This window comes from Mucilaginibacter galii (assembly GCF_014635825.1).
In the GTDB taxonomy this organism is placed as follows: Bacteria; Bacteroidota; Bacteroidia; order Sphingobacteriales; family Sphingobacteriaceae; genus Mucilaginibacter; species Mucilaginibacter galii.
Map to the genome: position 1 here is coordinate 153380 of NZ_BMDO01000003.1, position 14352 is coordinate 167731.

Sequence of the window (14352 nt, forward strand, 5' to 3'; positions counted from 1 at the left end):
CATGAAATATAACGTTAACGAGCAAGGCTACTACGGCGATTTTGGCGGAGCATACATCCCCGAGATGCTGTACCCTAATGTAGAAGAACTGCGCCAGCAATACAATGCCATCATAACCGACGAAGCATTTATTGCGGAGTTTGACCAGTTGATGAAAGATTACGTTGGCCGTCCTTCGCCCTTATACCTGGCTAAGCGGTTGTCTGAAAAATACGGCGCCAACATCTTCCTGAAACGGGAGGATTTGAACCACACCGGTTCGCACAAGATAAACAATGCTATAGGGCAAATTTTACTGGCTCAACGCTTAGGTAAAAAACGTATTATTGCCGAAACCGGTGCCGGTCAACACGGTGTAGCTACGGCTACGGTTTGTGCGCTAAAAGGTATTGAGTGCGTAGTTTACATGGGCGAAATTGACATGGAGCGCCAAGCACCAAATGTTGCTCGTATGAAAATGCTGGGCGCAAAAGTAGTAGCTGCAACATCGGGTAGTAAAACTCTTAAAGATGCGACTAACGAGGCCATGCGCGACTGGATCAACAATCCTATAGATACACACTATATTATAGGCTCGGTAGTAGGGCCGTATCCTTACCCCGAAATGGTAGCCCGTTTCCAATCTATCATATCGCTTGAAACAAAGAAGCAGTTGCTGGAGCATACCGGCAAAGAGCTGCCCGAATATGTGCTGGCCTGTGTAGGCGGCGGGAGTAACGCTATGGGCATGTTCTATCATTTTTTAGATGATGAAGAGGTAAAGCTAATCGCAGTAGAAGCAGCGGGTAAGGGTGTTAACAGCGGTCGTTCGGCGGCTACATCGGTGTTAGGCCGGGAGGGGATATTACACGGCAGTCGTACCATCCTGATGCAAACCGATGACGGACAGGTGGTAGAGCCATATTCCATTTCGGCTGGCTTAGATTACCCGGGAATTGGTCCGCAGCACGCGCATTTGCACAAGGTACAGCGCGCGCAATATGTAAATATTACCGATGACGAATCTTTAGAGGCTGGTTTGCTGGTGTCACAACTGGAAGGCATCATTCCTGCTATAGAATCGGCACATGCCTTTGCATACCTGGAGAAAATGAAGTTTGAGAAAACGGATAACGTGGTGATCTGTCTTTCGGGCAGGGGCGATAAAGATCTGAGTACTTATATTAAACATTTCGGCTTTTAGTAGTAAACAAGCGTCATTGCGAGGTACGAAGCAATCCCTGCGTAGAAAAGTCGACGGTTTACCTGTCGTGCAGAGATTGCTTCGTACCTCGCAATGACGAGATATAAAACAAAAAAATGAACCGCCTCAACAGCCTATTCAATCAAAAAAAGAACAACCTTCTTTCAGTATATTTCACTGCCGGATACCCAACGATTAACAGCACCATCGATATAGCTGAAGCTTTAGAAAAAGCAGGAGCAGACTTTTTAGAAATAGGTTTTCCTTACAGTGACCCTGTAGCCGACGGGCCTACCATTCAGCATAGCTCGCAACAGGCTTTGGATAATGGCATGAACCTGAACCTGCTGTTTGAGCAACTGGCCGAACTGCGTCAGCGGGTAAGCATACCGGTATTGCTCATGGGCTATGCCAATCCTATGGTGCAATACGGTGTAGAGCGCTTTTGCGCCAAAGCGGCCGAAGTAGGGGTAGACGGTGTTATTGTACCCGATTTACCCATGTATGAGTATGAAACCTTGTACAAAGACAGCTTTGCTAACCACAACATCAGCAATATATTTTTGGTAACCCCGCAAACCGCCGAAGCCCGCATTCGCAAAATAGATGAGTTGAGCAACAGCTTTATTTATCTGCTGTCGTCTGCCTCAATAACCGGTGGTAATTTAGCACTGTCAGACGTTACCGAAACCTATTTCAAGCGTATTAAAGATATGGAGTTGAATAACCCTATCGTGATTGGCTTCGGCATTGGTAACAAAGCAGCATTCGATAAAGCTACGTCTTACGCCAACGGTGCCATTGTGGGCAGTGCTTTTGTGAAGTTTTTAGCCGAGGACAACTATATGGAAAGAATACCGGAATTTGTGAAGGGGATTAGAGGATAATCCTCCTCGCGTCCTTCATTCCGAGTGATAACGAGAATCTTGTTACTCCTGCAAGGAAAGCAACATGCAGCTTTAAACAAGATCTCTCACTGTCGTTTGGAATAACAGTCGTTCTTTTAAGCGGGGCTTATAAATAAGCGTCCAAATCGCCTTTGCCTTCACGTATAACCTCAAAATCTCCAGAAGTTACATCCACCACGGTAGAAGCTACATTTCCGCCGTAACCGCCGTCTATAACAAGGTCTACCAGGTTTTCGTACTTTTCGTGGATGAGTTCGGGATCGGTAGAGTACTCAATGATATCGTCATCATCTTTTATCGAAGTAGACAAAATAGGGTTGCCCAACTGCTTCACTATCTCGCGGGCTATATCATTATCAGGTACCCTTATACCTACTGTTTTTTTGTTTGAGCTTAATAGCTTAGGTACGTTGCCGCTGGCATTCAATATAAAAGTAAATGGTCCGGGCAGGGCTTTCTTTAATACCCTGAACATGGCATTATCAATAGGCTTGGTGTAATCGCTCAAATTGCTCAAGTCGTGGCAAATGAAAGAAAAGTTAGCCTTTTCGGGTTTAATGTTCCTGATACGGGCTACTGCCTCAATAGCCTTGTGGTTAGTTATATCACAGCCTAAACCATAAACGGTATCTGTAGGATAAATAATAAGTCCGCCTTTCTTCAGCACCTGCACTACTTGTTCAATAGCTTTAGGGTTAGGATTTTCGGGGTAGATTCGTATAAGCATAAGTAGATAGCAAATATACGTCGGGATTAGTTTTTAAATTGTGTAATATCCTGTCGACAAAGCATTAATTTCTTGTGTAAACAGTTGTATTTAAGACTAGGTTAATTGAGTAAAGCCTGGATTAATTATTACATTCATATTTTTCTGCTGAACTATTTTTCTTCAATTTCGTACTGTACCTACCTGAGTAATCACAAAATCATCAAGGAGCTAATGAAGTTGGGGCCGGTTCGCATATCCGTTATTTATTTATTAATCAGTATTATCTGGATCACATTAAGTGATAAATTGCTTTTTCTTTTCCGCAATTCTTTCAACGAAGATTTTGTAGAAATCATTAATAGTGGCAAAGGATTGTTTTTTGTTCTGGTTACCAGTATGCTAATATGGTACCTCATCAGGCTAAATAATAAGCGTCTTTCACAAAGTGAGCATAAGTACCGTTTAATTTATGAGGATAGCCCTATTCCCAATTGGGTATACGACCTCGAGAGCCTGAGGTTCGTTTCCGTTAACGAATCGGCCATTAAGCAATACGGCTACAGCCGCAACGAGTTCCTGTCCATGACCATTCTTGACATTAGGCCCGCCGAAGAGCAGTACAAAGTATTAGAAGCGCTTCGCAGTGTTTCCTCTAATATTAAGAAGTCGGGTACGTGGATGCATTGTAAGGCAGATGGCACATTGCTTCATGTAATTATAAACTCGCAGCAAATTGTCTTCGAAAACAAACCCTGCGTAATGGTTGCCGTGCAGGATGTATCAGAAACCATAAATTACGAAACTAAGTTAAAGCAACTGAATGCCGATTTGTTAAGGCAAAAAGAAAAGCTTTCTGAAACACAGCAAATTGTACAGGTTGGTGGTTGGGAATTTTATCTCGATACCCGGCAGCTGCTATGGTCTGATGAGATGTACATTATTACCGATGTTGAGCCTAACCCAGCTTTGAATCTTTATGAACTATATGTAGATCATATTCACCCGGAAGACAGGCCGGCTATGATAGAAGGTTTAGAGATGCTGGTGGAGAAAGGTAAGCAGCTAAACGTTACGCATCGTATTACCTTATTAAATGGTCAGGAGCGCTATTTAAGGCAGGTGGCCAGGTTAGAGTATTTGGATGGCAAGCCATATAAAGTAATAGGGACAACACAAAATGTTACTGAGCTCAAGCAGTTGGAATCAGAGCGTAATCGTTATTTATTTAGCCTTGAAGATACCCTCAACAATATTAATGAGGGCTTTTACACGCTTAACGAAAACCTGGTATTTACCAACGTAAATAAAAAGTTTGAGTTAGAAACTGGTTTAAGCAAGGCCGACATCATTGGTAAAGAATTTAAAGAAGTGTTTCCGGGTGCCGAAGAAAGAATTACTTACAGGCAGTATGAAAAGGCGCTTGCCGAAAAAACATCCTTGAAATTTGAGGCTTATTGGCAGCACTTTAAACAATGGCACCATGTTTCTGCCTATCCCACAGAAGATGGTATTGCTGTATATTTTACCGATATTACAGAAAAAAAACAGAACGAAATAAACCTGAATGAGGTTATTGAACGCTATGAGATAGTGACCAAGGCAACACAAGATGTAATTTACGATTATGACGTAATAGACGACAGCCTAATATTTAACACTCGGATAACAGAGCTTATCGACTGTGAAATTGACCACATAGGCGGCGACCTACGTTGGTGGCGTTCTTTGATACATCCCGACGACCGGGAGGATGTTTTAAGAAGTCAGCAAAAGGTTATTGCCAATAAGGAGCAAATTTGGCGGTATGAATATCGCATAAAGTGTGGAGTGGATGTTTATAAGTACATCTATGCCCAGGCGTATTACATTTATAACAACGATAACGAGGTTGTGCGTATTATTGGTGCTGTGAAAGATATTGACCAGTTAAAACGGGCTAATGAAGAAAATAAGCGCCTGGCCGATATTATTACCAAGGTTAACAATATGATTGTGGTGATGGATACGGAACACCGTATAACCTGGGTGAATAAGGCATTTGAAATGTATACAGGCAATACTTATGCACAAGTTAAAGGCCATTATCCTAAAGATTTGTTAGGTGCCAGCTTAGTATCCGAAGAGTTAATTCAAGAGATATGCGAACGAAAACGTAAACTGGAAACCTTCACCGTAGACCTTAAGCATCACTTGAGAAACGACGAAATTCAATGGGTAAATATTGAGTACACTCCGTTATTTAACGATTGTGCAGAGCATATTGGTTACATAGCCGTTTATAATAATATTACCGAACGAAAAGATAAAGAAGAGAAGATATACAAGCAGAACAAAATTCTTCAGGAAATATCATGGCTTAGTTCGCATGAAATACGCAAGCCGGTGGCTTCCATATTAGGATTAGTTTATTTGGCCAAAGATTCTGAAAGTGAAGAGGAAAAAGACGAGATCATTCAAATGATAAACATTTGTGCCGAAGAGCTTGACGAGATAGTACACACCATTACGGATAAAATTAGCAATGAGCTTTACGTGGGTAAGGATAGCATAGAACTACAAGAATTGAAATAAAATAAGCCATGCGGTATATCACATGGCTTAAATATGTTTGTCAATCGCTGGTTATGCTTGTTTAGTAAACTGCGCGTTGATAATGAGCTTTACATCTTCACCCACTACAATAGAACCGGCTTCGGTTATACCATCCCAGGTTAAGCCAAACTCTTTACGGTTAATTTTACCGGTAATTTCAAAGCCTGCTTTGGTCTGGCCATAGAAATCTGCCGCTGAACCACCAAACTCCACGTCCATGGTAACAGGTTTGGTTACGCCTTTAATGGTTAGGTTACCGTCAAGCTTGTAATCTTCGTCGCTCACCTTTTTCAACGAGGTAGACTTGAAATTAATAGTAGGGTAGTTTTCTGCATCAAAAAACTCAGCCGATTTTAAATGCTGGTCACGAGCTTCCTGCGTAGTATCAATACTGGCTACGTCTAATGAAAAATCAACTTCCGAGTCTTGGAAATCGTCGCTTTCAGTTACCACTTCGCCTTCAAACTTGCGGAAAGATCCGGTAACGGTAGAAATAACCAGGTGTTTAACCTTAAACTGTACTTCTGAGTGCATTGGGTCTAAAACCCATTTGGTAGTTGCCATAATATTATGATTGTTAAATGATTACACAATTATAAACATTCATGTGTTTAAACATGTAAATGTTTTTTAATTATAATTTATGGTTACAAAAGAAGGGAACATTTTGTGTTCCCTTCTTGATATTTGTCAATAAATAACATCAACCCGGCCCTCTCCAAAGGAGAGGGAGATGATTCTAAAGCCCTCCCTTTTGAGGTGGGTTGGGAGGGGTTATGCTAAAACTTCGGTTACTAACTGTGCAGCTTCTTTTAACAAGATAGCCGAGTAAACTTTTAATCCCGAGTTATCGATCAATTCTTTTGCTTCTTTAGCGTTAGTGCCTTGTAAACGAACGATGATAGGTACAGGAATGTTTCCAATTTCATGGTAAGCATCAATTACACCTTGTGCAACACGGTCGCAACGTACAATACCACCAAAAATATTGATCAGGATAGCTTTAACTTTAGGGTCGCTCAAAATGATGTTGAAGCCAGCCTTAACAGTTTGTGCATTGGCAGTACCACCTACATCTAAAAAGTTAGCAGGCTCACCACCGGCAATCTTAATAATGTCCATAGTAGCCATTGCTAAACCGGCACCGTTAACCATACAACCTACGTTACCATCTAGTTTAACGTAGTTAAGGTTAGAGCGACTTGCTTCAACCTCTGTAGGGTCTTCCTCTGCAGTATCGCGCAAGGCGGCGTAATCTGCATGGCGGTACAAAGCGTTATCATCCAGGTTTACTTTAGCATCAACCGCTAAAATTTTATTGTCTGATGTTTTTAACACCGGGTTAATTTCAAATTGAGAAGAATCGGTAGCATCGTAAGCTTTGTATAAGGCAGCGATGAATTTTACCATATCCTTAAAAGCATCGCCGCTTAAACCTAAGTTAAAGGCAATTTTACGTGCCTGAAAACCTTGTAAGCCAACTTTAGGATCAATTTCTTCTTTGTGTATTAAGTGGGGGGTAGAGTGTGCAACCTCTTCAATGTCCATACCACCTTCGGTAGAGTACATGATAATGTTACGGCCTTTGGCACGGTCTAACAAAACGCTTATGTAAAACTCTTTGGTTTCGCTATCGCCGGGGTAGTAAACATCCTGAGCAACTAATATTTTGCTAACCAGTTTACCTTCCGGGCCGGTTTGTGGAGTAACCAGTTGCATGCCTAAAATGGCTTCTGCTTTTTCTTTAACCTCATCAAGGTTTTTTGCCAGCTTTACACCGCCGCCTTTACCACGGCCGCCGGCATGTATCTGGGCTTTAATAACCACCCAGCTCGAACCGTAATCTTCCTTCATCTTTTTGGCGGCTTCAACAGCCTCTTCCACAGTGTCGGCTACGATGCCTTCCTGTACTCTAACGCCAAAACTTTTAAGTATGGCTTTACCCTGATATTCGTGAATATTCATTTGTTGTAAAGAATTTGCTGTAAATCTACAATTTAGGTTGGAGTTATGAAATTTTTTTAGTGAGTAGTTGAGTGGTTAAGTAGTTGATTGGTTAATAGTGAATGGTTAACTTGACCCAATCAACCAATCAACCAATCAACCAATCAACCAATTTCTTTTTTAATTACATTTGCAACTATGCTAAAAGCACTGGGTATTCAAAAAACTTACGGTAAACTCCATATTTTAAAAGGAGTGAATCTCGAAGTACAGCAAGGCGAAATTGTAACCATAGTAGGTGCCTCAGGCGCCGGCAAAAGTTCCTTACTGAACATTATTGGTACCCTTGATAAGCCCGATGCCGGCCAGTTGTTTTTAAATGAAACGGAGATCAGCGGCTTAAACAGTAAGCAATTGAGCCATTTTCGCAATACGCAAATTGGCTTTATTTTCCAGTTCCATCATCTGTTGGCTGAGTTTAACGCCTTGGAGAATGTTTGCATCCCTGCTTTTATTGCAGGTACACCCAAAGCTGAAGCCGAGAAACGTGCCGCTACATTGTTGGATATGCTGGGCTTAAGCAGTCGTATACATCATAAGCCCAACCAACTATCGGGCGGTGAGCAGCAAAGGGTGGCAGTGGCCCGTGCGCTGGTGAATAAACCGGCCATGATCCTTGCCGATGAGCCCTCGGGTAACCTCGATTCGGCGAACGCACGCGACCTGCATGAACTCTTCATCAGGCTGCGTAACGAGTTTAATCAAACATTTATCATCGTTACTCATAACGAAGATCTGGCCGCGCTGAGCGACCGCAAAGTAACCATGAAAGACGGTTTAATTGTTCAATCATAATATAGTGTATACTTTAATAACAGCAGCCAGTTCGGCAAAAGCTCACCAGGTTAAAAATCAGCTACAAACGCAAACCGTATTGTTGGGCGACTATCTTGATCTGCCCGAGGTAATGATCAAAGCAGGTAAAATGGTAAAGCTGCCTGATCCCGGTAAAGAAGCTTATCCGCATCAAATGCTGGCTTTTTGCCTGGACTACAATGTAAATACAGTTTACGTGTTGCGTAACGAGGAGGCGCAAGCCCTGGCACCCGCCGGATTGCTTTTTAAAGAATACGGTATAGATATAATTGCTTCTTATGATTAAGTACAGCGATATAGACCCACGCATCAAGGGTTTCATTTTTGAGCTGGATAATGTGCTTTTCCCCGAAAAGGAATACCTGTACCAGGTGTATTACCTCTTTGCAAGCTTTTTGGAATACACCGAACTGCTTAATGCCAAGGTACTGGTAAACCTCATGGTACAAGCTTATGAAAAGGAGGGTGCCAATGCCGTATTTAACACCCTACAGGAGCATTTTAAACTCGATGAAAAGTACCGCTTTAACTTTGAGCATTTACATACGGCAGCGCAGATTCCATTAAAAATAATGTTATATCCACACATGCTTACCTTATTGCAAGATATTGTAGTAGACCGTAAACAAATTTTTATTTTAACCAACGGCAATCCCCTGCAGCAGCTCAATAAAATAAAACATACCGATTGGCAAGGGCTGGAAAAATACCTTACCTGTTACTTCGCCGAAGAGGTAGCACCTAAACCCGAACCCGATATTGTTCATCTCCTGCTAGATAAGCATCACCTGCAACGTCGCGAAACCTTGATGTTGGGCGTTACCGATACCGACCGTTTTTGCGCTGAATCTTGCGGAATTGATTATATAGCTTTATAAATATTGCTTTGCATTGTTTCCTTGTAATATATTATTACATTGCACGTTAAAGAAAAAATATTAGCTGATAATGAAAAAAATTATATACGCTCTGATTTTACTCGCCGTTACATTTACTTCATGTAAAAAGAATAAAACAGATGGTGGAGATTTAACCGGTGGCCAGGGAACAACAAATGCATCAGCGCTTGATCTGTTGAAGGATTCTGTTTACGCATATGCGCGTGAAGAATATTTATGGTACGATGCCTTGCCCGAAGCAAGTGTATTTAATCCGCGTAAGTTTACCGGCAGCAGCGATGGTGCTGCCTTGCAGGCAGAAATTGATGCTTTTTCGCAATTAAAGCTTAACCCTACAAATGCTAACAGACCGTACGAATACGATGCCAGCTACCCGGGTACAGCTAAATACTCGTACATAGATGAGGGTCAGGCGGCTACTTCAATAGGAGGCACCGGCGGGGATTTTGGCTTCTCGGTATTTTATAATGCCTATAATGATCTACGTATCCGCTATGTATATCCAAGTTCACCGGCCAGTACAGCGGGTATTGCGCGTGGTTATAAAGTAACTGCTGTAAATAATAGCACAGACATTTATTACAATCCAAACAGTGCCGATCCTAACTCCGATCCTAATTTGTTGTCTGTAGTTAAAGCGCTGGGCGGTAACTCTATTACCTTAACCGTGCAAAAGCCCGATAATACTACCGCAACGGTTACTATTAATAAGGGTAGTTATACCATTAACCCCGTCATTAAGTACAGCGTTATCACCACTGGTTCGGGTAAAAAAGTAGGTTACTTTGCTTTTAGCCGTTTTACGGTTTTAACCAATGCCCAAGCAAAAATTGATGAGGCATTTGCTTTTTTTGCAGCCAATAATGTTACTGAATTGGTTGTTGATTTGCGTTACAATGGTGGTGGTGCGGTTGAGACATCTGAATATATTGCCAATTACATCGCTCCGGCTTCAAAAAATGGTACCGTAATGTTTACCGAACGTTTCAATGCTAAGCTACAAGCTGGTACCTACCCTTTACTGGCTAAAAAATACAGTATACCAAACGGCTACTTTAGCTTGGCTAACAATACTTACAGTTTTGCTAAAAAGGGTACCTTAAACTTAAACAGGGCATTCTTCATTGTAACAGGCAGCACAGCATCTGCCAGCGAGTTGCTGATCAATAACGTAATGCCAGCATTGCCGGGTGGTGTGCAGCTTATTGGCCGTACTTCTTATGGTAAGCCGGTTGGTTTCTTCGGTATTCCGGTAGGTAAATACGATTTGTATATTTCTGAATTTGAAAGCCAAAACTCACAAGGCAAGGCCGATTTTTACCAGGGTATGGTTCCGGGAGGAAACTTTGCAGGTGTAACTGCTAATGATGATGTAACCAAAGATTTTGGCGACCCGGCCGAGGGTTTACTGGCTCGTGCCATCAACTTCATCGAAAAGGGAAATTATACAGTAGCCAGCTTAAGTACGCTTAGCGTTACGCCAACTGCAGATCAAACCAAGCTGCGTGATGCCAACATGCTTTTAGATACCAAGCAAGAGTTTAAAGGTGCTGTACATACCCGTTCGTTAGAGCGTTTACAACACTAAGATATTAATCGGCCAGTTGGCGTAAGTCGACCGGCACCACACGGGATATTCCCTGTTCAACCATAGTCACGCCGTATACTACATCGGTACTGGCTATGGTTCTTTTATTATGCGACACAATGATGAACTGCGAGCTTGATGAAAACTTGCGGATAATGTTGTTAAACTTATCAATATTGGTATCATCCAGCGGGGCATCCACCTCATCAAAAATACAGAAAGGGGCAGGCTTTAACAGGTAAAGCGAGAACAGGATAGCCGTTGCTGTCAGCGTTTTCTCGCCGCCAGAGAGCTGATTGATAGATAGCGGTCGTTTGCCTTTAGGCTTCGCAATAATATCGATATCCGATTCCAGCGGCCGGTTAGGGTCGGTCAGAATCAAATCGCACGAATCTTCCTCGTTAAATAACGAGCGGAATACTTTGATAAAGTTCTCGCGCACCATAATAAAGGCCGTCATGAACTTTTCGCGGGCCGTATCATCAATCTCCTGTATGGTGGAGAGAAGCGAAGCCTTGGCTTCCATTAAATCTTTCTTTTGCGCTTGAATAAACTCATAGCGCTCGTTCATCTCCTTAAAAGCCTCTAAAGCCATAGGGTTAATGGCCCCAAACTCGTCCAACTGTTTCTTAAGCTTCTCGGTGCGCTCACGCAAATCGTGCTCATTCTCTTCAGCAGGTATCTCGGTTTCCAGCAGGTCGTTAATGTCTATATTGAATTCTACAGAAAGCCTTTCCTTTAAAGCGTTTAGTTCCAGTTTTAGGTTGGTGCGTTTGTCTTTCAGCTCATTTTCAATTACATCTGCCTGGTCTTTTTGGCGGCGTAATTGTGTGATCTCGTTCTCTTTTTCAGTCACCTGTCCGCGCGAGGTATAATAATCCTGCTCGGCCACTTTGGTAGCCTGTTCCAATTCCTCGAGCTGGCTATACATATCCAGCAGTTCATCGTCCGAAAAATCGGTTTGCTGCAAGGTTTCTAATAAGGCGGCCTGCACCTTTTCCATTTCGGTGGTGTTGGTTTGCAGGCGTGCTTCTAGGCTATCCTGCTGACTTTCGCGGTACTCTAAATCTTTATTTAAACCGGCTACCTTGTTTTGCTGTTGATGAAAGCGAATGTTTTCCTGGTTGTAAGCGTTGCTTTGTACGGTGGTATATTCGTTCAGTTCGTTAAAAGCTTCCTGCTTGTCTAACAACCGGTCGCTTTGTATCTCTTTCTGTGTTTTTAACTCGGCCAGTGCCGGGATAAGCTTTTGTTCTTCCTCCTGTATGCTGCGTATCTTCTGGGCAATATCCTCTTTGCGGTTACGGCTGTTGGTAATAAAGGTTTGATACTGCTCTCGCCGGGTGGTTACGGTAACCAGTTCGGTATGCAGGCGGTTTAGTTCTTGCTGTTTTTGCTGTATTTCAGCTGTTTTGCCTGATGCTTTTAAGGCCACCAGTTTGCTTTGCAGGGCTTCCTGCTCAGCTTTGTAGGCACCTATTTGTTGTTCGGTTTGGCGTATCTCTTTAGCCAGGTTTTCTAAATTCTTAGCCCGGCCTATCCGCTTGCCCTCAAACAATCCAACCGATCCACCAGCCATGCTGAATACCGATTTGCTAAAGCGGCCGCTTTTACCCAGCAGCACCCTGCCTTGTGGTACAGCTGAGGTATTCAAATCATTTTCGGCGGCATCATCTACCAGATATACGTTGCGTAGCAAGTAATTACACAACGGACGATACCGTGGCTCAACTTCCACTACGCTTAAAGCAGGCAGCAAACTTTCTGTTGCAGCAACCGGTGTTAGTTCACCCAATGCTTTATAATGATCTAATATAAAGAACTGGGCTCGACCTCTGGATGAACTGCGGAGCAAGTTAATGGCTTTAATCGCCTGTTCGTAGTTATCAACTACAAAGTAGTTCATCAGTGGTTCCAGGTAATTCTCAATGGCAATGCGGTATTCTTCACGGCAAAACAAAATATCGCTAAACAGCATAATGCTTTTTGCCCAGTCGGTTTGCTTCTTCAAAAAACGGATAGATTCCGGGAAACCTTCCAGGTTATCTACCATACTCTTGGTCAAGTTGTACTCATTTTGCTTGGCGTCCAACTGCCTGCTGTACCCCGCTATATTATCCTTGGTGCCGGCAATCTGCCCTTCCGTTTCCCTGATCTGTTCCTGTAATTGCGCTTCAAATTCAACAGCGGCTCGTTGCTCGCCCTCGGCGGTCTGTAGGCGTTGCTCCAACTCAGCCACCAACTGGTTAAAGTGGCTTAGTTCCACCTCGCGGCTGGCCGTATCTTCCATGTTCCGTTGGCTTTCCTGCTCCAGGGCTTGTTGCTGAATGCGAAGTATGTCCAGGTCTTTTTCGGCCTGGTAAATTTGGTTTTGCAGCCGGTTATTAATGCTGCTTACCTCGTTTAGCTCGGCACGGGCAATGGTTTGTTCCTGGCGCAGGTCGTCTACCGCTTGCTTTAAGTCGGCCAGTTTATTACTCACCGTTTCCAGGTTTTCTTCTTCCTGTAGCTTCTCTTCGTTAAGGCGTTTAATGTTGTATAGAACATGGTTCAGCTGGTTGCGGTCACGTTCCAGCTCCTCGGTTAACCGGGCCTCTTTATCGCGCTGAAATTTAAGCTGTTCGTTTTTGATCTTTTTCTCACTCTCGTAAGCCCTTATCTTAGAGATGCACTCATTGGTCGCTTTTTGTTGAACCGACAGATTTTTCTCTTTGTTCAAATTGTCCAGCTTTTGCTGCTGCAACGCGGCTTCAAGCGAGTCAATTTTTGAGGTAATGCCTGTGCGTTCCTCTCTATGTTTTTGTTCCTGCTCCTCAATGCGCACCAAAGCATCGGTGAACGATACAATACGGAATGAAGCCAGCATAACGCTGAGCGATTTGTACTGCTCCTTAAGTTTGTAATAGCGTTCGGTTTTCTTGGCTTGGTTCTCCAGCGTTTTTAAGTTTTTTTCTATCTCAAAAAGCAGATCCTGTACCCGTTCCAGGTCGGCCTCGGTATCTTTGAGCTTGTTAAATGTTTGCTTTTTACGGAGCTTGTATTTTGAGATGCCCGATGCTTCCTCAAACAAATTACGGCGCGACCCTTCCTTGTTGGTGATGATCTCGTCTATCATCTTGAGTTCGATGATAGAGTAGGAGTCGGCTCCGATGCCGGTATCTAAAAACAGATCGGTAATATCTTTTAAACGACACTGCACATCGTTTAAGCGGTACTCGCTTTCGCCGGTGCGGTACAACTTGCGGGTCAACGTTACTTGCGAAAACTCGGTAGGCAATACGTTTTTGGTGTTATCAAAAGTTAGCGATACCTCGGCCAGGTTTGCAGGTTTGCGGCTTTTGGTGCCGTTGAAGATGATATTCTCCATCTTCTCTGATCGTAGGGCACGGGTGCTCTGTTCGCCCAATACCCAGCGAATAGAATCGACCACGTTAGATTTACCGCAGCCGTTAGGCCCCACAATAGCGGTAACCCCCTCGTTAAAATTAATGGTGATCTTATCGCCAAAGCTCTTAAAGCCTTTGACCTCCAACTTTGTTAACTGCATTTACTCTGCAACCGTACCTTCAATTACGTTTAAACCTCCAAATTAACGTAAAAAAATGGTTTAACCATATACCGTAACTACAATGTTAACGGGCTTCAAAACATTT

The 14352-nt window shown here is 43.0% G+C and carries 11 protein-coding genes; 7 read left to right on the plus strand and 4 right to left on the minus strand.

Going from position 1 to position 14352, the window contains the following annotated elements:
- Position 1: 1 nt before the first annotated feature.
- A complete protein-coding gene (trpB, locus tag IEV61_RS07535; RefSeq protein ID WP_188415319.1) occupies positions 2 to 1183 on the plus strand; it encodes a tryptophan synthase subunit beta in 1182 nt (393 codons plus the stop codon).
- A 116-nt stretch (positions 1184 to 1299) separates the two neighbouring features.
- The gene (gene trpA, locus IEV61_RS07540; protein WP_188415320.1) at positions 1300 to 2070 is read left to right on the plus strand and encodes a tryptophan synthase subunit alpha; all 771 of its coding nucleotides are present in this window, start codon (positions 1300 to 1302) and stop codon (positions 2068 to 2070) included.
- Positions 2071 to 2197: 127 nt separating this feature from the next.
- On the opposite strand, the gene IEV61_RS07545 is transcribed toward trpA, so the two are convergent.
- On the minus strand, positions 2198 to 2818 hold the full coding sequence (locus IEV61_RS07545) for an L-threonylcarbamoyladenylate synthase (protein WP_188415322.1): 621 nt from the start codon (positions 2816 to 2818) through the stop codon (positions 2198 to 2200).
- 378 nt (positions 2819 to 3196) lie between these two features.
- On the opposite strand from IEV61_RS07545, the gene IEV61_RS07550 reads away from it, so the two are divergent.
- On the plus strand, positions 3197 to 5371 hold the full coding sequence (locus tag IEV61_RS07550) for a PAS domain-containing protein (RefSeq protein ID WP_188415324.1): 2175 nt from the start codon (positions 3197 to 3199) through the stop codon (positions 5369 to 5371).
- A 51-nt stretch (positions 5372 to 5422) separates the two neighbouring features.
- Here IEV61_RS07550 and IEV61_RS07555 read toward each other — a convergent pair whose 3' ends face one another.
- Positions 5423 to 5956 carry a YceI family protein gene (locus IEV61_RS07555; protein WP_188415326.1) on the minus strand — a complete coding sequence of 178 codons (534 nt, stop codon included), beginning with the start codon at positions 5954 to 5956 and terminating at the stop codon, positions 5423 to 5425.
- 210 nt (positions 5957 to 6166) lie between these two features.
- A complete protein-coding gene (sucC, locus tag IEV61_RS07560) occupies positions 6167 to 7357 on the minus strand; it encodes an ADP-forming succinate--CoA ligase subunit beta (protein ID WP_188415328.1) in 1191 nt (396 codons plus the stop codon).
- Between the two features lie 177 nt (positions 7358 to 7534).
- Between sucC and IEV61_RS07565 the strand changes: the two genes are divergently transcribed.
- The 4 genes from IEV61_RS07565 (at position 7535) to IEV61_RS07580 (ending at position 10699) form a co-directional block, all read left to right on the plus strand.
- Positions 7535 to 8191: an ABC transporter ATP-binding protein gene (locus tag IEV61_RS07565; protein ID WP_188415330.1), complete on the plus strand. Its 657-nt coding sequence runs from the start codon at positions 7535 to 7537 to the stop codon at positions 8189 to 8191.
- Between the two features lie 4 nt (positions 8192 to 8195).
- On the plus strand, positions 8196 to 8498 hold the full coding sequence (locus tag IEV61_RS07570) for a hypothetical protein (RefSeq protein ID WP_188415331.1): 303 nt from the start codon (positions 8196 to 8198) through the stop codon (positions 8496 to 8498).
- A complete protein-coding gene (locus IEV61_RS07575) occupies positions 8491 to 9090 on the plus strand; it encodes an HAD family hydrolase (protein WP_188415333.1) in 600 nt (199 codons plus the stop codon). Before IEV61_RS07570 ends, IEV61_RS07575 begins: the two co-directional genes overlap by 8 nt.
- A gap of 70 nt (positions 9091 to 9160) precedes the next feature.
- Positions 9161 to 10699, plus strand: coding sequence for a S41 family peptidase (locus tag IEV61_RS07580; RefSeq protein WP_188415335.1), 1539 nt, complete (start codon positions 9161 to 9163; stop codon positions 10697 to 10699).
- 4 nt (positions 10700 to 10703) lie between these two features.
- Here IEV61_RS07580 and smc read toward each other — a convergent pair whose 3' ends face one another.
- On the minus strand, positions 10704 to 14246 hold the full coding sequence (smc, locus tag IEV61_RS07585) for a chromosome segregation protein SMC (RefSeq protein WP_188415338.1): 3543 nt from the start codon (positions 14244 to 14246) through the stop codon (positions 10704 to 10706).
- Between the last annotated feature and the right edge of the window lie 106 nt (positions 14247 to 14352).